The organism is Methylocaldum gracile (assembly GCF_053646815.1).
On the sequence record NZ_CM132196.1, the window covers coordinates 242,324 to 263,586 of the forward strand.

Below are 21,263 nucleotides of genomic sequence, written 5' to 3' on the forward strand. Positions count from 1 at the left end.
AAACTACGTAATCGATTTGCTGAACCGTGCCGGCGCTTGCCGGGTTATCCGGCTTGCCTCGGGCGGCGTGTAACCGATTTCCGTCGATAGTTTCCTCGTTCCCTCGAGCTTCCTGTACAACTCTTCCGGAGACCGGATTACCACATCGTGACCGGTAACGGCCTTTACCATGCGGCGGACGATATCGGCGATCAGGCGGTCTTTGGGACTGAGTCGGATATCAACGGGCCGATCGGCTTTTTCGGTGTCTCGGACCGACGCGGCGTCGGATGTGAGCGATACCCGATCCATTTTGGTTAGCGGTTCGGTGGATCGACGGGACTCGCCTGTCCGCTTTCCAGTCCGAAGATCGAGCGACTCACGGCGGGCTAATACCTGTGAGGACTCGCGGTAGGCATTCATGCCGGCGGAAAATGACGCTATTCGCATGCTAAACGCTCCTCTTGCGGGAAAGAACCGTCGGCATTGCTCGGATGGCCGGGCGGGAATTCCACGGCTATAAGAGTTGTATCGGCTCGGCATGCAAAAACTGGAGCCCTCGGGTGTTTCTCTAGGGAAACGGGCGCAGGTAATCGGCTGTCGTGTCGTTTGGGAGGATAAGAACAGGTTCAGGCGTCACGCATATCGAACCGCAGGCTCGGCAAAGAACGTTTTCAGGACGGCCGCCAAGTATGGTTGATCGAGAACGCCCGCGCTTTCCCGAATGCTGTGCATCGCCCATAAGGGGCAACCCACGTCGACTGTAGGGATGCCCAGCCGAGCGGCGGTCATCGGGCCTATCGTGGAGCCACACGCGAGATCGGTCCGGTGGGAATATTTCTGGTAGGGTACATCCGCCTGCCGGCACAGCTCGATGAACTTTGCTTCCGTCATGCTGTCGGTAGCGTAACGCTGGTTCGCGTTGACCTTGATCGCGGGTCCCAGGTTGACCGCGATGCGGTGCAGCGGCTCGTAAGCGTTGGGGAAATTGGGATGATAGGCGTGAGCCGCGTCGGCGCTGATCATAAAACTGCGGGACAGGGCTTGCTTGTAGCCGGATACGTCCGCATCGGCGGCGTAGGCGATGCGTTCCAGAACATCCGAAATGAAGCTTCCCATCGCACCCCTGTTGCTTTCGCTGCCGATTTCCTCATGGTCGAAAAAAGCGCCTACGCAGGTGCTTTCCGATGCTTCGGTTTCCAAAAGCGCTACCAAGCCGGCATAGCAAGAGCTGAGATTATCGAGTTGGCTGTCGGCGACGAACTCGAGCTGAGGTCCCCAGAAAGAGCCTTTTTGGGTATCGTAGACGTTCAAGTCCCAACTGAGAATGTCGCTGGGCTTACACTCAGCCTTATCCGCCACAAGATTGAGAAATTTATGCTCCGGCGTTTCGGCGTCGCAAAGGCCGCTGAACAACAACGGCAACTCGTTTTGTTTATTGAGCTTCAATCCGTCTTCGTTCACGGAGCGGTTCATGTGAATGGCCAGATTGGCCAACCGCACCAAAGGCTGTTCGAAATGAATCAGCCGGCTCTGCAGCATCGAGTCGCTTCTGACGCAGATTCGTCCAGCGAGGCTCAGGTCCCGGTCGCTGAAGGTGGCTAGGATTGGCCCGCCGTACACTTCGACGGCGAGACGCATCATGGTTTCCGTCTGGTGCGGGGCCTTGGGTTTAAGGCGCAAACCGGGCGAGTCCGTATGAGCGCCGACAATGCGAAAGCCGCTTTCGATCATGGGCCTGGAGCCGACAATAAAAGCAATCAGCGAAGACCCGCCGCGGATGACGTAGTGTCGCCCTTCCGGACGCAAACTCCAGGTTTGACTTTCCTCCAGGCGTGTGAAGCCCTTCTCGCGCAAGCGTTTTTCCATCGTGGCAACGGCATGCCACGGGCTGGGACTGGCATCGATGAAGTCGAGCAGCCCTTGAGCGTGTCTAGCAATTTCGGGAGGAATCATGCTGAAGAATCTCAATAAAACGTTTGACGAGACTTGGTTCTGAATCGATACTATGTGGTGGGTGTCCGTTACAGACGGGGCCCTAACGGAGGAGTGACGATGCTAACAAAGATTCTAAAAAGCGTGATTTTCTTGCTTGTCGTGCAAGCGTTTACGGCAGTCGCCTACGCGAAGCAGGAAGACACCAGCTTTCAACAACTAAAAGACAAATACTATCAAGATCACCCCGGAAAGGGAAAATTCGGGGACCTTTGGGAGCCGATTCCCATCCAGAAATATTGGAATCCGAAGGACTTTTATAAGCCGCCTACAACCGTGACCGGCGAAGTTACACGCGAGCAATGCGTTGTCTGCCATCAGTCCGTAACGCCCGGTGCGTTCCATGCCTGGCAAAATAGCAGCCATGCGAACTTGGACAAGATTCGCAACATGCCCAATGCTCAGGACCCGCGCTTCTATAAGAAAGCGAAGCTAGCCGAAGTCGAGCAGCAACTGGTCAAGCAAGGGCTGCTCAAAGACGGCGAACAGCTCAAAGATGTTGGCTGTATCGACTGTCACGGCAGTGTCGGCGCCAGCTCCATTCAGCACGACAAAGATTTGGTGATGCCGGATCGGGCCAAGTGCGGAACCTGCCACACGACCGAATTTGCCGAGGCCGAGTCCGAAAAGGATCAGGAGTGGCCGCAAGGCCAGTGGCCTAAAGGCCATCCGTCCCACGCGATGGACTGGAAGGCTAACGTGGAGACCGCGATTTGGGCGGGAATGGCGGAGCGCGAAATCGCCCAAGGCTGCGATATGTGCCATTACCAGCAGAACAAATGCGACGGCTGCCACACGCGGCATACGTTTTCTGCGGCCGAGGCGCGCCAGCCGGAAGCCTGTTCGACCTGCCACAACGGCGTGGACCACAACGAATGGGAAAATTATCTGCTCTCAAAGCACGGCACGGTTTATCTGACCCAGGGCAAGCAGAAATGGAATTTCGAGGTTCCGTTGAAAGACGCCATCACCAAGGGCGGTTATACGGCGCCGACTTGCCAGACTTGTCACTTCGAGTTCGAGGGTGAATATTCGCACAACCTGGTACGCAAAGTGCGTTGGGCATTCAACCCGACCCCGGCGATCGCGGATAATCTGAATCACCCCTGGTTCGAGCAGCGGAAGGATGCTTGGCAGCAAACCTGTGCGAACTGCCATTCGCCAAGCTTTGCCGAGAGTTATCTCACCGCGGCGGACAAGGGCACGATCGCTGGCCTGAAAGTCGAGCAGGAGGCCAAGAAAGTCGTCGAAGCTTTGCATAAAGACGGTCTGTTGCCCGGACAAAAGACCAATCGGCCGGAGCCGCCGAAACCGGAGAAGGATGCTGCCGGCGGGTTCTTCCAGCTGTTCTGGGCCAAGGGAAACAACCCGTCTCACGTGGAGCGCGTATACGCCGACATGTGGGAGCACGACGTGATCAAGCTCTACAAAGGGCTGTTCCACGCCAATCCGGGCGGTTTCACCTACACCGAAGGCTGGTCGGAACTGATGCGTGATTACGCCATCATCATGGATGAGAACACCAAGCTTCGGGAAGCAGCCGGGAAAACCGCGCAAAACGGCGAGTCGTCGACCCGGGTGGCATTGCGGGAGTTCAAGGATGCCGCCACCAGCCGATACGTGCTAGGTTCACTCCTAGTCGCCGCCGGCATCGTGGTGATCCGTTCCCGCAAACGCTAGGAGCGGCATGACGCAGCTTAACGAAGACACCCGGCGGAGCAGCAAACCGAGACTGTTTCTAGGCCTTGGATTGCTGCTTGCCGGGATAGCCATCTTCTTTTTGGGATTGCCGCACTTCTTTTCCGAGGAATTGCGGTTCGAAAAGATCAAGGAGATGAAGCCCGGCGATCCGGGTTTCCCCACGCTGGACGGGCAGTTTCAGCCCGAGAGCCTGGGGGAATACGAGATCGGCCGGGCGGATCAGGTGATGGTCTCTTTGCACGCCGTAAGCTACAGCGACAAAAGCGGCGCATTGCGGCGTGCCATTGTTTTTCCGCCTTCCGATCAAGGTTCATCGGCACCGCAGGGTATCAGGGACGGAAATCAGGTACGGCATGATCTCTGGGCGAACGCCGCGAAAGCGATTCGCCAACACACGGATGAGAATGCCTTGTTCGTGTCGTGGTGGGATAACGCTCAACGGATCCACTTCTTGTCCGGGCGCGACGCCTGGGCGGCGCAGCCGGTGGGCGATGCATTTCCTGAGCCGCGATCAAGAGGCTTTTGGGGTGAAATTGCCGGTGGTTTTGCCGAAGACGAGCAGCCTCTACGCCAATTGGCACGCTGGCTGACCATGGACGCCGACCAAGCACTTGCCGAGCTTTCAGAGCGTCTACCGAAAGACAGGCCGGTTTTCTGGGCCGTTTGTTTGGACGATCTGGCAAGGCTTTCGGAGATCGAAGCCTTGAGCGGCGTTAGCCTTCCCTTAGAGGCAAGGTTCTTTCCGGCCGAAGCGAATATCCACGCCCAGATTTCAGCGGTAAAACGCTGGGCTGAAGAAAAAGGCCGCGCCAGTTATCTGGTTCATCCGCTTCCTGGCGGCGGCATTCGTGCCTGGCGCATTACTTCGGAAGAGGGTGAAAAAACTCTTTTAGCCCGACTATTGCCTTTCGTCGGCTCCGTGGGGCGTACTCCCGAGCAACTGCAGCTGGTCTATCAATCCGGGCAAGGCGCTTACCTAAGTATTTTTAAGTGGATTGCGCCATAACCGAGCAAACATCGCAACGCGGAAAGCGGACGTTTTTTGAGCGTTGGGATTGACTGTCATTCGTTGAAATTATCGCTTCGATGTCGCATGCCTCTATTATTCTGCAATAATTTGACCTCGACTTTGTGGCAGAATGGGGGAGGGATGAACGATCAACGAAAATACTTGCGGACGCCACTCAACGCTAAAATATCGATCATGCATGAGTCGCTCGGTACAATCGAACTGACCACAGCCGATATCTCGGACGGTGGGTTATTTGTCCAAACGGCGGGTTGTCCGCGATTTGTTGCCGGAGACGAGGTAACAGTTCAGGTTTGCGGGATGGAGGACGCACCCATTATTCGAGCGGTTGTAGTAAGACTGACGACTAACGGAGCGGGGCTCCGGTTTCTCGACGATCCCGAAGCTTTCTAGTGCTTTCAACTTAATGTCCCGCTGGTCAGCGAGATCATCATACGGCGCCGTTGCCGCTTCGTCCGATCTCCCTTTAACGCATTGAGCATTCAAAACGCATTCCCGACCGATAAATGAACGATCCAGAGCCTACGCTTCAAGCGCGGGGATTGGAGTGCGTGCGCTCCGATAGCCTTTTGTTCAGTGACCTGAACCTCAGCGTCAGAGCCGGGCAAGTTCTTCAAATCGAAGGCCCTAATGGTAGCGGCAAGACCAGTCTGCTGCGGATACTCGCTGGCCTTACTCCGCCCAGCGATGGTGAAGTGCTCTGGCGCGGCGAAAATATCGCACGGCGGCGCTCCGCGTTTCTTTCCGAAGTCGCTTATTTGGGGCATCAATTGGGACTGAAAGCGGAACTGTCCGTAGAGGAGAATCTGCGTCTTTCTCTCGCCCTTAATGGCCTGTCTTTTTCACACGAAAGTTTGGCTGAGGCTTTGCGAACAGTAGGGCTGACGGGCCGAGAGGATACTCCCGCCCGCGCGCTCTCGGCGGGGCAGCGGCAACGCATTGCTTTAGCTCGATTGATCATGTCGTCCGCGAAGCTTTGGATTCTCGATGAACCTTTTACGGCCCTTGATGTCGGCGGCGTTTCCTTGGTGGAGACATTGCTGGAGGCTCATTTGAGCTGTGGCGGGTTGGCTGTTCTCACGTCTCATCAAACCGTGCGGATCGACCGTAGGCTCGTTAAGCTGCCTTTGGCGTGAGACAGATGATCGGTCCTTTCTTGGCACTACTTAAGCGCGATCTATTATTGGCCTTTCGGCATCGGGGCGAACTTGCGAATCCGTTGTTGTTTTTCTTGATCGTGGTGACGCTTTATCCGCTCGGGGTTAGCCCGGAAGAGGCTCTCCTCCGGAAGATTGCGCCGGGAGTGATCTGGATCGCGGCTTTGTTGGCTGCGTTGTATTCCCTGGAAAATATGTTCCGCTCCGACTTTGACGATGGTTCGCTGGAACAGATGGCCTTAAGCCCTTATCCTCTTTCGCTGCTGGTGCTCGCGAAAGTGCTGGCGCACTGGCTGGTGAGCGGATTGCCGATGCTGTTGCTGGCGCCATTGCTGGCTTTGTTTCTGGCTATGCCTACGCCGGCCCTGGCCGTACTCGAATTAACTCTGCTGATCGGCACGCCGCTCTTGAGCTTGATCGGGTCCATCGGGGTGGCGTTGACCGTCGGGCTTAGGCGCGGGGGTATCCTGCTGACGTTATTGGTTCTGCCTTTGTATATCCCCGTCTTGATTTTTGCCACTAATGCCGTTTCGGCCGCTGCCGCAGGAATGGCTGTTACTGGCCAGTTATATTTTTTAGCCGCTATGCTGGTGCTGGCGCTAACCCTAGTCCCGCTGGCAACGGCTGCCGCTTTGCGAATTAGCTTGAGTTGACCCTTATGTGGACGTTCTTCCATAAACTGGCTTCGCCGAAACATTTTTACCGCATTTCCGGATATTTGATTTCATGGCTAGGATTGATAACGGCGCTGTTGTTATTGGCCGGTCTATACCTGGGCTTATTCGTTGCTCCCCCTGATTATCAACAGGGGGAAAGCTATCGAATTATGTTCGTGCACGTGCCTAGCGCGTGGATGTCTCTTTTTATTTACGTCTTTATGGCCGTGCTTAGTGCCATTTACTTGATTTGGAATATCAAGCTGGCCGATGTGATGGCGAGCAGTTCGGCGGCCCTCGGCGCGTCCTTTACATTTCTTGCGCTGGCCACGGGGTCTCTCTGGGGCAAGCCAATGTGGGGTGCTTGGTGGGTATGGGATGCGAGGCTCACATCCGAGCTGATTTTGCTCTTCCTCTATCTGGGCTATATCGCTCTGGTTTCCGCGATCGAAGATCAGCGCTCGGCGGCTCGGGCGGGCGGTGTTTTGATTTTGGTCGGGGTGGTCAATATTCCGATCATCCATTACTCGGTCGAATGGTGGAGTACCCTTCATCAGGGGCCTACGGTAACCAAATTCGACAAGCCCTCCATTCATGTCAGCATGCTGCTGCCTTTGCTGCTCATGGCCGCAGCGTTTCAGCTCTATTACTTCACGGTGCTTCTAATCCGCGCCCGCGCCGAAGTTCTCGATCGTGAAAGGCGCAGTGCCTGGGTGCAGGAAGCATTCTCGGGCACTGAACCCCGTTAGGTGCCGGCTTTTTAGCTCGTCATCCGCATACCGCCTGCTGGTAAGGTTCCCGTTTATCTCGGCGCTCTAACCGCTCCTCAAGCCAGCTTATGTCGTCCTTTCGCCCATAAAAAACCCCGGACGACTTGCGTCGACCGGGGTCTCGTAAACTGTTCGCGACTTTGAGAGACGCGAGATTACTTCATCATCGATTTTCTGAACATGCGATCCAATTTGCTGTTCACTTCCTCAGAAGAGGCAGCGGCTCTGCGAGCAGCAGATTCAGCGCTGGCAGCTTTCGATTCAGCAGCCTGAGCAGCAGACAACGCTTCGTCGGCGGTGCTCTTAACAGAGGAAACCTCCGCTTTCAAACCGTCAACCTGAGTCTGCAGGTTGTTGAGGTCGGATTTGCTGGCGCAGCCTACGGTCAAACCAGCAGACAACAGTAATACGCCCAATTTGGTTGCTTTCATCATCGTTTCTTTCCTTTTTTATTGACTGAAATGCTTGGCGAGATCATCCGTCCCGAAGAACAAATGGGTGACATTTGAAGTGTGCCCCGGAATGGATAATCTTTCCAGTATTATTTTGGCACAAATTACCGAATTACCACTAGGGTGCCTTTTTTCACCCAGGTACTGAGTCTATCGATTTGCTCGTTAGTCATCGCTATGCATCCTTGAGTCCAGTCAAAAAACTCGTGAACGGCGAGATTGGCTCGCCCCAAACCGTGAATTCCGATTTGTCCGCCGAGCACTGTGTTTTGAGGGGGAATGGCCGCGCCGATGCTGGTGCGCAAAATCGTGCGATAGGTATCCGGCCCGATTAAGCCCGTCGTAAAGGCACGCTCAGCGTTCTCCCGATTGGGATATGTAAAGCCGAAAAACTTATGGTATCGGCTGTTTTCGTTGATCCAGCCGATATGATATTCACCCAGCGGGGTTTTGTAGTCTCCCCGTTCTTTGAATAGGCCGACGCCTCTGCGCCCGAGTGCAATTCTTTCGAAAACTTCCAAATCGTGGTCGCCTTCCATTACCTTCAATACATGCGGTGCGGTTTCGACCAGCAGCCATATGCTGTCGTCTTTCATACTTGCTTCCGTGTTCAGTGAGAGCAGCGCCGGAAGTAGGCCGAGAACAGATCGCAGTTTCACGTGTTGTCTCCTAGGTTTTTGTATCGTAAAGCTTACGCCAAAAAAATTTGCTCGACTGTTAAGTGGACTGAGTAGAATAAATAGACGATTTCAGCCATCTTGAAAATATTAGCCATGCCAATTGAAACCCGAAAGACAACTCCGTATTCCGATCAAAAGCCAGGAACCTCTGGATTGCGCAAGAAGGTGAAGGTTTTCTTGCAAGAGAACTATTTGGAGAATTTTGTCCAGTCGGTTTTCGATACCTTGGGCGATACGGCCGGGAAAACGCTGGTCCTGGGCGGCGACGGACGCTATCTCAACCGCCAGGCGATCCAGACTATCGTCAAAATGTCTGCGGCCAACGGCGTGGGGCGGTTGTTGATCGGGCAGGGCGGCTTGCTGTCGACGCCGGCCGCATCCTGCGTGATCCGCAAGCACAAGGCGCTGGGCGGTTTCGTTCTTTCCGCCAGCCACAATCCCGGCGGGCCGGAGGAAGACTTCGGGATTAAATACAATGTAACCAACGGCGGGCCCGCGCCCGAGAGCTTTACCGATGCGGTCTTTGCGCGCAGTCGAGTCATCGATCAGTACAGGATCGTCCGTGCTGACGACATCGATATCGACAAGATCGGCGAAACACGGCTGGGCGACATGACGGTTCAGATCATCGATCCCGTGAGCGACTATGCTCAGTTGATGGAGCATCTGTTCGATTTCAGTTTGATCGAATCGGGGCTGAAATCCGGAGCGATCACCCTGAGCTACGATGCGATGCATGCCGTCACCGGACCGTACGCTAAGCGTATTTTGGAGGAAAGGCTGGGTGCCGCGATCGGCTCCGTGATGAACGGGGTCCCCTTGGAAGACTTCGGCGGCGGCCATCCCGACCCCAATTTGACCCATGCACGGGAGCTGGCGGACCTCATGTTCGGGGCGCGGTCTCCTACGCTAGGCGCAGCGTCCGACGGCGACGGCGATCGCAACATGATCATGGGCAGCCAGTTTTTCGTTACACCGAGCGATAGCCTTGCCGTCTTGGCGGCGAATGCACATCTTCTTCCGGGTTATAAGGACGGCTTGCGAGGTGTGGCGCGTTCGATGCCGACCAGTCAAGCGGTCGATCGGGTGGCACATGCGATGGGTATCGAGTGTTACGAGACGCCCACCGGCTGGAAGTTTTTCGGCAATTTACTCGATGCTCGCAAGATCACGTTGTGCGGAGAGGAAAGTTTCGGGACCAGCTCCGATCACGTCCGCGAGAAGGATGGTTTATGGGCGGTGCTGTTCTGGCTCAACCTGATCGCCGTTCGCAAACAGTCGGTAGCCGAAATCGTCCGCGAGCACTGGCGCCGGTTCGGTCGCGACTATTATTCGCGCCATGACTACGAAAGCATGCCGGCGGAGATCGGCGACTCGATCATATCTCGCCTCCGCGCACAGTTGCCCGGTTTGGTTGGGAAGACTTTCGGTCCTTACCAAATCAGCGTCGCGGACGATTTCAGCTACCATGATCCGGTGGATGGAAGTGTCAGCGAAAAACAAGGGATTCGGATCATCTTCGAAAACGGGGCGCGGATCGTATTCAGGCTGTCGGGCACGGGAACGGACGGTGCAACCTTAAGAATCTATATCGAGCGTTATGAGCGCGATCCCGCGGAGCATAACCAAGATCCGCAGGAGGCGCTCAAAGACCTGATCGAGTTGGCCGAGAGTCTTTCTGAAGTGAAAACGCGAACCGGCATGTCCGGGCCGACGGTGATCACCTGAGCGGCAAGCGATTTCCGCGGCCGCCGAGTTGCCGGCGGCCGTTTTCGATCGGTCGCCTTATCCTGCTTTTCCTGTAAGCGCGCGGGCCAAGCGAGCATAAGCCTCCAAGCCCAGCGTTTCCGCCCGAGCCTGTGGGTCTATCCCGAGATCCTGGATTTCTCCCTCTTCAAACAGGTGCTTGAGAGCGTTTCGGAGCGTCTTGCGGCGTTGCGAGAAGGCCGCGGCAACGACCTGCCCCAAAGGCCCCGGATCGACATCCACGGGCCTGGTTTCGTGCGGTACCAGACGGACGACGGCGGACATGACTTGCGGTCGAGGAAAGAAGCTCTCGGGAGGAACCTCGAAAAGACCGTCCGCGCGACAATAGTATCGAGCCATGATGCCGAGCCGCCCATAACTCTTGTCGCCGGGAACGGCGCACAGCCTGTCGACGACTTCCTTCTGCAGCATGAAGTGCATGTCCGCTATGCATTCCGTCTGCGCGAAAAGATGAAAAAGCAGCGGCGTAGAAATGTTGTAAGGCAAATTGCCGACGACGCGAAGCTTTTTTCCGGAGCTTAACTCGCAGAACCGGAATTTGAGTGCATCTGCACGATGCAGGCGGAACTTGGTGTTACCCGAAAATTTTGTTTCCAGCGAGGCAGCCAAATCTCGGTCGATTTCAATCGCGTCCAAGCGTCCGCAGAGCGGCAACAACGCTTCGGTCAGGACGCCTTGGCCGGGACCGATCTCCACGAGGTGATCTTCGGGATCCGGGGCTATTCCGAGGACGATACTCCGCACGACGGTACTATCGCGCAGAAAATTCTGGCCAAACCGCTTGCGGGGCTGGTGATTCATGACATCTCACCGAGTCTGCAACGCATTCTGGACGCCATGCCGATAGCCTCATCGATTGCGGCCGCCAAGCTTCCCGCATCGGCTTTTCCTGTTCCGGCCAAATCCAAGGCCGTGCCATGGTCAACCGATGTGCGGATGACGGGTAGCCCCAATGTGATGTTCACCGCGCACCCGAAGCCCGCGTATTTCAGTACCGGCAGTCCCTGATCATGGTACATGGCGAGTACGGCGTCGGCACGCTCGAGATATTTCGGAAGAAAAAGAGTGTCCGCCGGCAGCGGGCCGACCAAGTTCATTCCTCGTTGTCTGAGCGACTCCAGCACGGGCTCGATAATCTCGATTTCCTCGCGCCCCAGATGACCGCTCTCGCCGGCATGAGGGTTGAGGCCGCAGACGAGGATGCGCGGTGCGGCAACGCCGAAGCGGGCGATCAAGTCCCGATCGAGGGTGGTGAGTACTGCGGACAACCGTTCGCGCGTGATGCTGCGGCTGACTTCGGCCAGCGGCAAATGTGTCGTTGCCAATGCGACGCGAAGACCCGGTGCGGCGAGCATCATGACCGGGTGGCCTCCGCTGATGTTCGCGATGAACTCGGTATGGCCGGTGAAGGCGACGCCGGCCTCATTGATGATTCCCTTGTGTACGGGGGCGGTGACCAAGGCATCGAAGCGCCTTTCCAGGCACGCGGTAACGCCGCTGGATATGGTTTCGAGAACATAGGGAGCATTGGCGGCATTCAATCGTCCGCAAGCCGGGTCGACGGCATTGGCCGTAGGCCACACTTTGAGTGATCCGGCTCGATGCGGCTGGATGTCGTCGGTGCCCGGCGTTCGAATTTCGAGATTAAGTCCCAGCCGCTGCGCTCGTTCCGCCAACAGCCGGGGATCGCCGATTACCGTGAGATCGCAGGCAAGTTCCCGCTGGGCGATCTGCACGCACAAATCCGGGCCGATGCCGGCGGGTTCTCCTGTAGTCAACAGTATTCTGGTGATCATTGGAATGATGGCATGAAGGACGTCGTTTCCGGTTCGTTCAAGCGAATTTCGACATAGGCCTCGTCGCGAATCCGGCGCAGCCAAAGCTCGGTTTCCTCTTCCGCTTTACGTTTGAAGATTTCTTCGCGGGCTTTGTTCTTCAACAATTCGTCGGTGTCGCTGGACTCTTGCCGTTCCAGAACTTGAAGGAGATGCCAGCCGAATTGGGTTTGCACCGGATCGCTGAGCTGGTTGACCGCTAACCGGTTCATGGCTTCCTCGAAGGGTGGAACCAAGGCGCCCGGCTGGACGAAGCCGAGATCGCCGCCCTTGATCGCCGAACCTTTATCGTCGGAGTGGCCCCGCGCCAGTGTGGCAAAGTCTTCGCCGCCTTCAATGCGCGTTTTCAAATTCAATAGCTTTTGCTTGGCGTCCTCGTCGGACAGTACTTCGTTGGGCTTGATCAGGATGTGACGCACGTGAGTTTTGGTCATGCGCTCGTCCTCGCCGCCTTTGACTCCGAGCAGTTTGATGATATGAAATCCGCTCGGGCTTCGAATAGGACCCTCGATGCCGCCTTCCTTCATCGCGGGCACCAGATCGGCAAACAGTGACGGCACCTGGCTTAACTTGCGCCAGCCGAGATCGCCCCCGCTCAGGGCTTGCGGCGAATCGGAAGAGCTGAGGGCAGCTTGCTTGAAATCCAAGCCTTGTCTGAGCTCGTCGACCAATCTCTCAGCTTTTTCTTTGGCCTTTTGCACCTCGGACGGCGACGCCGCTTGAGGGGTCGCGATCAGGATATGGCCCAGCAGATATTCGCTATCGCGATTGACATCCGATTTTCCATGGGTTTCCAGATAGTGTTGCACTTCGTGATCGCTGACCTTGATCTGGCTGTTGACCTGACTGCTTCTCAGGCGTCCTACGGTGATTTCGTTGCGGATCTGTTCGATGAAGGCGGCGTAATCGATCCCTTCTTGCCGCAATGAGCGGCGAAACTCTTCCAAACTCATGTTGTTGCGCTGGGCGATTTGCTGGACTGCCTGCCTGAGGGTTTCGTCATCGACGCGGATGCCTGCTTTTTCGGCCAAATGCACTTGAATTTTGTCGACGATCAGGCGCTCGAGGACTTGGCGGGTCAAAATTTCGTCAGGCGGAAGCTGTGTGTTGTTTTGCAGTAGGCTGGCTTTGATGGATTCGACTTTTTGCCGCAATTCGCTTTCCAGAATCACGCCGTCCTCTACGACGGCCACGATGCGATCGATCGGTCCATCGGCGAGTACCGCCGACGGCAATAGGAAAAGCGACAGAAAAAAGACCCTGCCGAACCGGGTGCTTCTGGAAAGAAAAAATGAGATCTTGAACATAGTCGGTCGTATTCGATCAATCGTTCTCAAGCCGGTAACCGCTGATGCTGCGTTGCAAGAACCGGTCTACCTGGTCGCCGAAACGGGTCAAGCCTTTCAACTCAAGCTGAACGAAGACCCCGTTGTTGGCGACATTGCCGCCGTTTACGCCAGTCCGTACGTCGTTGATGTAATGCCGTCCAATGAGACTGAAACGCCAGCAACAGGTTTCGCGCTCGATTCCCAAAAAGCTTTCCAGCGTTACCTGATCCAGCAGCGAGTATTGCCAGCGGCCGATAGCATTCCACCCTTTTGCGAAGGGCAATCGGAAAGACACATCGGTCAGGTCCAGGCGGACGAAGTCGAAGTTTTGATCGCGGCGAAACCGATAGGCGATGTTGAGCAGATGATTGTCTCGGTCGTCGTACTGCAGGGCCACTTGGCCGCGGTCGATCGTGCCGCCCTCCGGATTCCACTGTCCGCCGGTACGAAGTGACCAGGTATTGGTCAATCTGGAATAGACTTCGGCCACGAAGTTGGATTTGTCCCCGGTTTTTGCGGGGATATTGGGCAACGTCACATCGTGATCGTCGAAATAGAAAATTTCGCCGATGCTGGCCCGGAGGCGCTCCATCCCAGACACCTGGTCGATCAGTCGGGAGGTAAGCGCCAACGTGACCTGATTGGCGTCGCCTAGCCGATCGGCACCGGTAAACCGGTTCTCGCGAAACAATTGATAAAAAGTGAAGTCATATTCGCCGGTATCGAATACGGGAAGGTTTTCTTGGTTCTTGTCCGGAATGTAAAGGTAGAAGAGTCGAGGCTCCAAAGTCTGAAGCAGCGGCGTTTCGGCCAGCTCGAATTCGCGCTCGAAGAACAGTCCGCTGTCCAGGGAGAAGATCGGCGCGGTTCGGCTCAGGCTGTCATTGAGGCCGGGGGTTTGATCCTGCAGCCAGTATTGGGTGTGCTGCAAGCTCAGGCTCGGAACGACGAAACCGGCGGCGGTTCGCCAGGGGTACGAGATCCGCGGTATTACATTCAGCCGTTGGCCGGTGACTCGGCCGCCGGTGTGATTGAAATTGGCGATCTCACTAAAGCCGTTGAAGACTAAGCCGGTATTGCCCAGCCCTTGCCCGTAGTTGAAACTCACCTGCGGAAGCCGGTAATACGGTCTCCCTTCCGGGGGAATCGTGGGGTCGATCGTTTGATAGTAATCGGCCAGCGTCGAAATGCTGTAGTTCGAACCGACGTAATTCAGCTGGCCATAGCTGCGGATATGCCGCCGGTCGACGATATTCAGCGTGTTGCCCAACTCGTTCAGATAGCGATCGTCGGACACATAGTGCGCATCCACGCGGGAATACAAGTTTTCGGTGAACCGTGTATCGTTCAAGAAACCGACCTGGCCTCGGCTATCGCCTCGCACATCATCTTGGGGCATGTACTCGGCCAGCACGCGGCCCCGAGTCATTTCGGTCAGATACCGGAAATCGCCGCGCAGCAGCAGGCCGCGCTTGGTGAGGAGTCGTGGCGTGAAGGTGGCGTCATAATTGGGCGCTAGATTGAAGTAATACGGCGCCGTAAAGTCGAAGCCCCCCACCTTGGTGTTGCCGAAAGAGGGCGTAAGGAAACCGGTCATCCGGCGGTCGTCGACCGGGAAGCTCATGTACGGCGTGTAAAGTAAGGGTACGCCTTTGAATTCCAGCCAAGCGTGTTTCGCCGATCCACGGCCGGTTTCCTTATTGATCTTTACATTGCGGGCGTGAAGCATCCAATCCTGGTCGCCGGGCGGGCAAGTGGTGTAGGTGAATTTCTCGTAGCGCGATAAAGTATCGCTGTCGAAATGAGTTAAACGCGAGGTGCCTCGCGCCGGGATTGTCTCCAAAATGAACTGGGCGTTACGAAGAACGCCACGGTTCGTATCGAGCTCCAGGAAGCCGGTATCGCTGGAGAAGGTGAGTCCCTTCTCTTGATAGATGACATTGCCCTGTGCGTTCAAGGTTTCTGAAACGGTATTGTGGGTGACGAAATCCCCCCACAGCTTTTGATCCGCACGTGTCAGTTCGGCCGAACCGGTAAAGGTTGCGATTTCGTCGTCCACCATTTCGGCATAGTCGGACCGAATTTCCAACGGTTGCTGTTCACGCGCCAGCCTGTCTTGAGGAGTCAGCAGAAATTCGGTCATAGGCGCCGATTCGGACTTGCCGGCGCACGCTTGAGCCCAGGGATTGGCCGGCAGTAAGGCGGTCAAGTTGCGGAAGCGCTGTTCGTCTTCCTCGGTAATCGTGGTCGTTTCCGCCCAATTTTCGACCTTTTGGCTCTCTTCCGAGACCACGTGGGGAAGACCTTTGGGGTCGGGGCCGACTAAGGAGCAGTCCCACTCCTTGCCGGTTTCGCCAGGGCGGCAGTTCCAGCCGGGAGGTTTGGCCGCCGCGACCGATTTCGGTGGTAATGGCTGCACGGGTTGGTCCACAGGTTTCTGCTCCGCGTCTCTTTGAGACCGCGCGGGCTTGGCGGCCAGCGCCGGTTCTCGGGTCTTCGGTGGACGGACCGGTTCCGGCTCGGCAGTGGCGGGTGCCGATTCCCTCTCCTGTGTCGGCCCGGCCTTTTCAATCTCTGGCTCGTCAGGAGTCGTGGCGGCGGTATCGGGTTTGGATTTCTTGGTGATACAGACCCACTCCTTATCGTCCTTGCTGCGCTGGCAATCCCAGTCGGACGTGGCTCCCAGCAGATAGGAAGGGCTCAGTCCAAGGCACAGGATAAACACCCATCGACCACGATTGAGATGAATCAGAAACACCATGCTGCGGCTGAGGTACTTTATAACTGAGAGGCGAGTCGCAAAGTGGCTGCCACACAATTTAAGCTTGTGAACGGAGCGGCAAGAGTGGCGACAGGGGCGGAATCGCGGAAGGCATTATCTTCAGGCTGTTCTTTATGGTGAAATATCCGGTCCAATCGCCGCATTCTACCGTAAGATCCACGTTATTCGAGTACTTTTCGACACAGGGACCGTCAATATGACAATACAGAAAGATGAACGGCTCGAGGCGCTTTCCGACTGGTTGTCGAAAACCCTCAAACTTGGGGTCAGGGCTATAGAGCCCGCCTCGAGCGATGCCAGTTTTCGTCGTTATTTTCGCGCCTATTTCGATGGGGCTTCGCGCATTGTGATGGATGCGCCGCCGCCCAAGGAGAACGTGCGCCCTTTCGTCAGGGTGGCCGCGCTCCTGCGAAGTGCCGGCGTTCAAGCGCCCGAGGTGATCGCGGCCGATGTAGACCAGGGTTTCTTGTTGCTCACCGATCTGGGAACCCGATCGTATCTGGACTGCTTGAACCCTGCATCCGTTGATCGTCTCTATGAAGACGCTCTGGACGCTCTGCTGCGCTTGCAGTATGGCGTGGAACCCGAAACTTCCGGATTGCCTCCGTATGACGAACGCCTGCTCGGGGTCGAGCTGGATTTGTTCCGCGATTGGTTCCTCGGCCAACTTTTGGGGGTGGCGCTGGATCCCGAGGAATCCGTCGTCTTCGATGAGCTGAAGCGGCTTCTGATCGCATCCGCGCTGGAACAACCCCGGGTCTGCGTGCATCGGGATTATCATTCCCGCAATCTCATGGTCACCGAACGCCTCAATCCGGGCATTCTGGATTTTCAGGATGCGGTCGTCGGTCCCATCACCTATGACCTGGTCTCGCTGCTGCGGGATTGTTATGTTTCATGGCCGATTTCCATGGTGGAGGTTTGGGTGATCGATCATTACACGCGCCTTGCCGAAGCCGGATTCCTCTCTTCGGTCGGTCCGGACCTATTCCGGCGGTGGTTTGATCTCATGGGAATGCAGCGTCACCTCAAGGCGATCGGCATTTTTTCCCGGCTCAAGTTGCGCGATGGCAAGTCCGGCTATCTCAAGGATATCCCGCGTACCATGAGCTATGTGATCGAGGTCTGTAAGCAATATCCGGAACTTACCGGCTTCCTGCACTTTTTGGAAAATCGGGTCTTGCCCCGAATGACTTTGGATAAGGTGACATGAAAGCCATGATTTTGGCGGCCGGGCGCGGCGAGCGGATGCGGCCCCTCACCGACCGGACACCGAAGCCGCTGTTGACGGCAGGCGGTCGGCCACTGATCGAGCATACGATCGAATCTTTGGTCCGGAGCGGGTTCGTCGATATCGTCGTCAACACCGCCTATCTCGGAGATCAGATCGAAGCCCACTTGGGACACGGGGCCTCATTAGGGGCGAGGATAGCCTATTCTGCCGAAGGCGAGGCGCTCGAGACCGGTGGCGGTATTTACCGGGCATTGCCGCTATTGGGCGAGGATCCGTTTTTGGTGGTCAATGGCGACGTCGCTACCGATTATCCTTTCGGGCGGTTGCGGAGCCAGCCGTCCGGGTTGGCTCATCTGGTGCTGGTCCCCAATCCGTCTCACCATCCGCGGGGCGACTTCGCTTTGCATGACGGGATGGTTTTGGATTCCGTGGATTGCCGCTTTACCTTCAGCGGCGTCGGTGTTTATCGTCCCGAGTTGTTCGCGGGCTGCTCGCCCGGCAAGTTTCCCCTGGCGCCCTTGCTGAGACGAGCAATGGCGGACGGGCTGGTAAGCGGAGAAGTGTATGCGGGCTTTTGGATGGATATCGGCACCATCGATCGGCTCCAAGCATTCGATGAGTACTTGAGGTCTAACCGAAAAATGAATGCCTCGATTGGTCTGAACCTGGAGGTTTGAGATGCAGGGCAAAATGTTCCCGGAATCAGATGCAAGAGATCTCAGCAAAGAGAAACGGCTTACCCAAGTTATTTATGCCTTGCAGGCCGCGTCTTTTTTGGTTGGGATCACCTACATCGTCGCAGCGGTGATTAATTATGTGAAATGGCCGGACGTGGCGGGGACTTGGCTGGAGACCCATTTCCGTTGGCAAATCAGGACCTTTTGGTACGGCATCCTGTGGGGAATCGTGGGTGGGCTGACTTTGTTCGCTTTCGTAGGCTACGTTATTCTTACGGCCAATACGATCTGGATTGTTTACCGTATCGCCGTGGGGTGGATGGCGCTAAGCGAAGATCGGCCGGTGAGCTGACGAAATTGTGAAAAAACCTACTGCGCGGCCCGCCTCTACCTCTGCGATGCTCAACGTACTCCTTTGTACGCTGCGCTTTTCATAGCGAATATGGGCCGCTCGCGACGGGTTTTTCACAACCTCAAAGGTTAAAGTGCGTGCAGCGAACCGCTGTGAAAAACCAGTTGCCCCAGAAACTCTTCTCCCTGCTCCAGGCATTCGATCCGTGTGATTCCTGCGGTGGCGACCTTGATTCGAAATAGGTTCGACAAAGGGATGTCCAAAATATGGGCGAGCACCATGCGAATGGTGCCGGCGTGGCAAATAATGAGAATATGCTTTCCGGCGTGGCGGTTCAGAATGTCGTTCCAAGCCGAAACGATGCGGCTTCTGAATTCTGCGAGCCCCTCGGCATCGTCCGGGCGATTGGTCATCGGATCGCGATAAAAACGCTGGATCAGGCCGGGATCGTACTGAGTAATTTCCTCCCGCGTCTTCCCTTGCCATACACCGAAACCGATTTCCTTCAATCGCGGTTCGATTTCCAGTGGAATGCGGCTTCGCTCGCTCATTTCTTCGGCAAAGGCTTGGCAGCGGGCGAGAGGGGAGGTGACGATGACCTCCCATGGGTGATGCTGACCGACGGCTGCGCGCATCTGCGACCAGCCCTTGTCGCTTAGGGGATCGTCCATCTGTCCGCGGTAACGGCTTCCGCCCACGGGCTCGCCGTGGCGCATCAAGTCGATGAGAGTTGAGACGCGCTCGTCGGTAATCAAGTCTTAGCCACCTCCTCGAGACGCTGCCGAGCTCGCTTTACGGCCGCCCTGACCTGTTCAGGAGCGGTTCCGCCGAAGTGTTTGCGTGCGCTGACGGAACCTTCCAGCGTCAGTATTTCGAAAACATCGGGTCCGATCGTAACAGACAATTGTTGCAATTCGGTCAATGACAACTGGGAAAGATCGCGTCCGGTTTCGATGCCCAAGCGCACGGCTTTGCCGACGATCTCGTGGGCATCTCGGAACGGAACCCCTTTCCGAACCAGGTAATCCGCCAAATCCGTGGCCGTTGCGTAGCCCTTCTGCGCTGATTTGTACATGCCGTCACGATTCGGTCGAACGTGGGGCATCATGTCGGCAAAAGCCCGCAGGCAATTTCGTAAGGTGTCCACCGTATCGAACAGAGGTTCCTTGTCCTCCTGATTGTCCTTATTGTATGCCAAGGGCTGACTTTTCATCAGTATCAGCAGGCTCATGAGGTGTCCGAAGACGCGCCCCGATTTGCCCCGGACGAGTTCCGGTACGTCCGGGTTTTTCTTCTGCGGCATGATGGATGAGCCGGTGCAAAAGGCATCCGGCAAATCGATGAAACCGAACTGGGCCGATGTCCATAGAATCAGTTCTTCGGAGAATCGCGACAAGTGCATCATGATGAGGCTGGCACAGGCCGTGAATTCGATGGCGAAATCGCGATCGCTGACCGCGTCCAAAGAATTCGCAGCCGGTCGGTCGAAGCCGAGCAGTTCGGCGGTATAGAATCGATCAAGCGGAAAGGTTGTGCCGGCCAGGGCTGCCGCGCCCAAAGGCATGACGTTGACGCGCTTTCGACAGTCGAGCAGGCGCTCGTAATCTCTCGCCAACATTTCGCACCAAGCCAATAAATGATGGCCGAAGGTTACCGGCTGGGCCACCTGGAGATGGGTGAATCCCGGCATGATGGTATCCGCTTCGCGTTCCGCCAAATCGAGCAAGGCCTGCTGAAACCGAAGGATTTCGCCGGTGATCCGGTCGATTTCGTGGCGCAGATACAGTCGGACGTCCGTGGCTACCTGGTCGTTGCGGGATCGGCCGGTGTGCAGCTTCTTCCCCGCTTCGCCGATACGCTCGGTAAGGCGGGCCTCGATATTCATGTGGACGTCTTCGAGCTTAACAGACCAGGAAAATTCGCCGCGTTCGATTTCCGCAAGGATTTGTTCCAATCCGTCCGTAATGGTTTCGCATTCCTCTTCGTTTAAGACGCCGATCCGTTTCAGCATCGAGGCGTGGGCAATGGAGCCTCGAATATCGTACGGGGCCAGACGTTTGTCGAAGTCAACGGATGCGGTAAAAGCTTCTACGAAGGCGTCGGTGGCTTCGGTAAAGCGGCCTGCCCAAGGTTTTGGTTCGCTGCTCATCGGGATCTTGTTAAAAGAGAACGGCTTTTGTTCCAGTCATTATAACCGGAGTGGTTATTCTTCGAAGATTTTCAGTTGACTGATACGGAAAGTAAATCGCCAAGACTTGACTTAAGTCAAAAGTACGTCTACGCGGCCGTTATACAGTTCTTCGGCCTATTCGGCATACAGATCACTGAACAAATTCAATATTCAGGAGACAAATCCGATGGCCCTAATAGAGTGGACTAAAGAAGCATTTGGAACAAACGTCAGTGAAGCCGACCATCAACATCAGGAAATTTTCGCCATGTTGAACGGCTTGCACGATACCGTCGCATCGGGTGATCGGCAGGCAGTCGGGCGTCAACTCGATGCACTGATCGATTATGTAGCCATGCATTTCAAGACCGAAGAAGATTTGATGCAGGCTCACGGATACCCGGATTACGCGGCGCATAAAGCCAAGCATGACGAGCTGGTGCAGACTTGTCTCGACGTTCAGAAGAAATTCCATGCCGGAGCGCTCGACATTACCCCGGAAACGACCACGTTCGTCAAAGACTGGCTCGTCAACCACATTCCGAACATCGATAAGCATTACGGTCCGTTTTTTAACGGCAAGGGCGTTGCCTGACGCCGGCAGACAGACTTAAGGGCTGCGTTTTTCCTCATTTCGCAGCTTAAGGCTCGTCATCCTAAAGATTGCCGGCCTCGATGCCGGCAATCTTCGTTATTCA

Annotated in this window: 21 protein-coding genes; 11 read left to right on the plus strand and 10 right to left on the minus strand. The window is 56.0% G+C overall.

Annotation, left to right across the window (positions count from 1 at the left end; translation table 11 throughout):
- Positions 1–3: 3 nt before the first annotated feature.
- Positions 4–429: a hypothetical protein gene (locus tag ACWJJK_RS01080; RefSeq protein ID WP_156880147.1), complete on the minus strand. Its 426-nt coding sequence runs from the start codon at positions 427–429 to the stop codon at positions 4–6.
- A 186-nt stretch (positions 430–615) separates the two neighbouring features.
- A complete protein-coding gene (locus tag ACWJJK_RS01085; RefSeq protein ID WP_086134675.1) occupies positions 616–1,935 on the minus strand; it encodes a M18 family aminopeptidase in 1,320 nt (439 codons plus the stop codon).
- A 99-nt stretch (positions 1,936–2,034) separates the two neighbouring features.
- On the opposite strand from ACWJJK_RS01085, the gene ACWJJK_RS01090 reads away from it, so the two are divergent.
- The 6 genes from ACWJJK_RS01090 (at position 2,035) to ACWJJK_RS01115 (ending at position 7,267) form a co-directional block, all read left to right on the plus strand.
- Positions 2,035–3,654, plus strand: a complete 1,620-nt coding sequence (locus ACWJJK_RS01090) for a multiheme c-type cytochrome (RefSeq protein ID WP_086134676.1) — start codon at positions 2,035–2,037, stop codon at positions 3,652–3,654.
- Positions 3,655–3,661: 7 nt separating this feature from the next.
- Positions 3,662–4,681, plus strand: coding sequence for a hydroxylamine oxidation protein HaoB (haoB, locus tag ACWJJK_RS01095; protein WP_156880146.1), 1,020 nt, complete (start codon positions 3,662–3,664; stop codon positions 4,679–4,681).
- A 144-nt stretch (positions 4,682–4,825) separates the two neighbouring features.
- On the plus strand, positions 4,826–5,098 hold the full coding sequence (locus tag ACWJJK_RS01100; protein WP_086134734.1) for a PilZ domain-containing protein: 273 nt from the start codon (positions 4,826–4,828) through the stop codon (positions 5,096–5,098).
- A gap of 113 nt (positions 5,099–5,211) precedes the next feature.
- Entirely contained in the window at positions 5,212–5,841 is a 630-nt protein-coding gene (ccmA, locus tag ACWJJK_RS01105) for a cytochrome c biogenesis heme-transporting ATPase CcmA (protein WP_086134678.1), read from the plus strand.
- Between the two features lie 5 nt (positions 5,842–5,846).
- A complete protein-coding gene (ccmB, locus tag ACWJJK_RS01110) occupies positions 5,847–6,515 on the plus strand; it encodes a heme exporter protein CcmB (protein WP_156880145.1) in 669 nt (222 codons plus the stop codon).
- Between the two features lie 5 nt (positions 6,516–6,520).
- The gene (locus tag ACWJJK_RS01115; RefSeq protein ID WP_156880144.1) at positions 6,521–7,267 is read left to right on the plus strand and encodes a heme ABC transporter permease; all 747 of its coding nucleotides are present in this window, start codon (positions 6,521–6,523) and stop codon (positions 7,265–7,267) included.
- A 176-nt stretch (positions 7,268–7,443) separates the two neighbouring features.
- On the opposite strand, the gene ACWJJK_RS01120 is transcribed toward ACWJJK_RS01115, so the two are convergent.
- Together ACWJJK_RS01120 and ACWJJK_RS01125 are read right to left on the minus strand one after the other, a co-directional pair.
- Positions 7,444–7,722: an Lpp/OprI family alanine-zipper lipoprotein gene (locus ACWJJK_RS01120; protein WP_077730742.1), complete on the minus strand. Its 279-nt coding sequence runs from the start codon at positions 7,720–7,722 to the stop codon at positions 7,444–7,446.
- A 122-nt stretch (positions 7,723–7,844) separates the two neighbouring features.
- Positions 7,845–8,399 carry a L,D-transpeptidase family protein gene (locus tag ACWJJK_RS01125; protein WP_434110493.1) on the minus strand — a complete coding sequence of 185 codons (555 nt, stop codon included), beginning with the start codon at positions 8,397–8,399 and terminating at the stop codon, positions 7,845–7,847.
- A 114-nt stretch (positions 8,400–8,513) separates the two neighbouring features.
- Between ACWJJK_RS01125 and ACWJJK_RS01130 the strand changes: the two genes are divergently transcribed.
- Positions 8,514–10,148 (plus strand): alpha-D-glucose phosphate-specific phosphoglucomutase, encoded by a 1,635-nt coding sequence (locus ACWJJK_RS01130; RefSeq protein ID WP_156880143.1) that lies wholly within the window; start codon positions 8,514–8,516, stop codon positions 10,146–10,148.
- Positions 10,149–10,205: 57 nt separating this feature from the next.
- On the opposite strand, the gene rsmA is transcribed toward ACWJJK_RS01130, so the two are convergent.
- From rsmA to lptD, 4 genes are read right to left on the minus strand one after another with little or no spacing between them, the layout of a single operon-like run.
- Entirely contained in the window at positions 10,206–10,988 is a 783-nt protein-coding gene (gene rsmA / locus ACWJJK_RS01135) for a 16S rRNA (adenine(1518)-N(6)/adenine(1519)-N(6))-dimethyltransferase RsmA (RefSeq protein WP_077730745.1), read from the minus strand.
- Positions 10,985–11,983: a 4-hydroxythreonine-4-phosphate dehydrogenase PdxA gene (pdxA, locus tag ACWJJK_RS01140; RefSeq protein ID WP_454128558.1), complete on the minus strand. Its 999-nt coding sequence runs from the start codon at positions 11,981–11,983 to the stop codon at positions 10,985–10,987. Before pdxA ends, rsmA begins: the two co-directional genes overlap by 4 nt.
- The gene (locus ACWJJK_RS01145) at positions 11,980–13,329 is read right to left on the minus strand and encodes a peptidylprolyl isomerase (protein WP_086134684.1); all 1,350 of its coding nucleotides are present in this window, start codon (positions 13,327–13,329) and stop codon (positions 11,980–11,982) included. The genes pdxA and ACWJJK_RS01145 overlap by 4 nt, the downstream gene beginning before the upstream one ends.
- 16 nt (positions 13,330–13,345) lie before the next feature.
- Positions 13,346–16,111: an LPS assembly protein LptD gene (lptD, locus tag ACWJJK_RS01150; RefSeq protein WP_077730748.1), complete on the minus strand. Its 2,766-nt coding sequence runs from the start codon at positions 16,109–16,111 to the stop codon at positions 13,346–13,348.
- A gap of 217 nt (positions 16,112–16,328) precedes the next feature.
- Here lptD and ACWJJK_RS01155 point away from each other — a divergent pair, with 217 nt between their 5' ends.
- Genes ACWJJK_RS01155 through ACWJJK_RS01165 form a run of 3 tightly spaced genes read left to right on the plus strand, consistent with a single transcriptional unit; the run spans position 16,329 to position 18,395 of the window.
- On the plus strand, positions 16,329–17,345 hold the full coding sequence (locus ACWJJK_RS01155; protein ID WP_077730749.1) for an aminoglycoside phosphotransferase family protein: 1,017 nt from the start codon (positions 16,329–16,331) through the stop codon (positions 17,343–17,345).
- On the plus strand, positions 17,342–18,043 hold the full coding sequence (gene murU, locus ACWJJK_RS01160) for an N-acetylmuramate alpha-1-phosphate uridylyltransferase MurU (RefSeq protein WP_077730750.1): 702 nt from the start codon (positions 17,342–17,344) through the stop codon (positions 18,041–18,043). Before ACWJJK_RS01155 ends, murU begins: the two co-directional genes overlap by 4 nt.
- Position 18,044: 1 nt before the next feature.
- Positions 18,045–18,395 carry a DUF4870 family protein gene (locus tag ACWJJK_RS01165; protein ID WP_205780787.1) on the plus strand — a complete coding sequence of 117 codons (351 nt, stop codon included), beginning with the start codon at positions 18,045–18,047 and terminating at the stop codon, positions 18,393–18,395.
- A gap of 128 nt (positions 18,396–18,523) precedes the next feature.
- Here ACWJJK_RS01165 and ACWJJK_RS01170 read toward each other — a convergent pair whose 3' ends face one another.
- Positions 18,524–19,150 carry a histidine phosphatase family protein gene (locus ACWJJK_RS01170; RefSeq protein ID WP_240502538.1) on the minus strand — a complete coding sequence of 209 codons (627 nt, stop codon included), beginning with the start codon at positions 19,148–19,150 and terminating at the stop codon, positions 18,524–18,526.
- Positions 19,147–20,544, minus strand: a complete 1,398-nt coding sequence (argH, locus tag ACWJJK_RS01175) for an argininosuccinate lyase (protein ID WP_077730751.1) — start codon at positions 20,542–20,544, stop codon at positions 19,147–19,149. The genes ACWJJK_RS01170 and argH overlap by 4 nt, the downstream gene beginning before the upstream one ends.
- A 208-nt stretch (positions 20,545–20,752) precedes the next feature.
- Here argH and ACWJJK_RS01180 point away from each other — a divergent pair, with 208 nt between their 5' ends.
- Positions 20,753–21,160, plus strand: coding sequence for a bacteriohemerythrin (locus tag ACWJJK_RS01180; protein WP_077730752.1), 408 nt, complete (start codon positions 20,753–20,755; stop codon positions 21,158–21,160).
- The last annotated feature ends 103 nt before the right edge of the window (positions 21,161–21,263 follow it).

Bases quoted from the DNA above. Each gene is read 5' to 3' on its own strand.
- ACWJJK_RS01080 (WP_156880147.1), bottom strand. From the start codon at position 429: ATGCGAATAGCGTCATTTTCCGCCGGCATGAATGCCTACCGCGAGTCC.
- ACWJJK_RS01085 (WP_086134675.1), bottom strand. From the start codon at position 1,935: ATGATTCCTCCCGAAATTGCTAGACACGCTCAAGGGCTGCTCGACTTC.
- ACWJJK_RS01090 (WP_086134676.1), top strand. From the start codon at position 2,035: ATGCTAACAAAGATTCTAAAAAGCGTGATTTTCTTGCTTGTCGTGCAA.
- haoB (WP_156880146.1), top strand. From the start codon at position 3,662: ATGACGCAGCTTAACGAAGACACCCGGCGGAGCAGCAAACCGAGACTG.
- ACWJJK_RS01100 (WP_086134734.1), top strand. From the start codon at position 4,826: ATGAACGATCAACGAAAATACTTGCGGACGCCACTCAACGCTAAAATA.
- ccmA (WP_086134678.1), top strand. From the start codon at position 5,212: ATGAACGATCCAGAGCCTACGCTTCAAGCGCGGGGATTGGAGTGCGTG.
- ccmB (WP_156880145.1), top strand. From the start codon at position 5,847: ATGATCGGTCCTTTCTTGGCACTACTTAAGCGCGATCTATTATTGGCC.
- ACWJJK_RS01115 (WP_156880144.1), top strand. From the start codon at position 6,521: ATGTGGACGTTCTTCCATAAACTGGCTTCGCCGAAACATTTTTACCGC.
- ACWJJK_RS01120 (WP_077730742.1), bottom strand. From the start codon at position 7,722: ATGATGAAAGCAACCAAATTGGGCGTATTACTGTTGTCTGCTGGTTTG.
- ACWJJK_RS01130 (WP_156880143.1), top strand. From the start codon at position 8,514: ATGCCAATTGAAACCCGAAAGACAACTCCGTATTCCGATCAAAAGCCA.
- rsmA (WP_077730745.1), bottom strand. From the start codon at position 10,988: ATGAATCACCAGCCCCGCAAGCGGTTTGGCCAGAATTTTCTGCGCGAT.
- pdxA (WP_454128558.1), bottom strand. From the start codon at position 11,983: ATGATCACCAGAATACTGTTGACTACAGGAGAACCCGCCGGCATCGGC.
- ACWJJK_RS01145 (WP_086134684.1), bottom strand. From the start codon at position 13,329: ATGTTCAAGATCTCATTTTTTCTTTCCAGAAGCACCCGGTTCGGCAGG.
- lptD (WP_077730748.1), bottom strand. From the start codon at position 16,111: ATGGTGTTTCTGATTCATCTCAATCGTGGTCGATGGGTGTTTATCCTG.
- ACWJJK_RS01155 (WP_077730749.1), top strand. From the start codon at position 16,329: ATGACAATACAGAAAGATGAACGGCTCGAGGCGCTTTCCGACTGGTTG.
- murU (WP_077730750.1), top strand. From the start codon at position 17,342: ATGAAAGCCATGATTTTGGCGGCCGGGCGCGGCGAGCGGATGCGGCCC.
- ACWJJK_RS01165 (WP_205780787.1), top strand. From the start codon at position 18,045: ATGCAGGGCAAAATGTTCCCGGAATCAGATGCAAGAGATCTCAGCAAA.
- argH (WP_077730751.1), bottom strand. From the start codon at position 20,544: ATGAGCAGCGAACCAAAACCTTGGGCAGGCCGCTTTACCGAAGCCACC.
- ACWJJK_RS01180 (WP_077730752.1), top strand. From the start codon at position 20,753: ATGGCCCTAATAGAGTGGACTAAAGAAGCATTTGGAACAAACGTCAGT.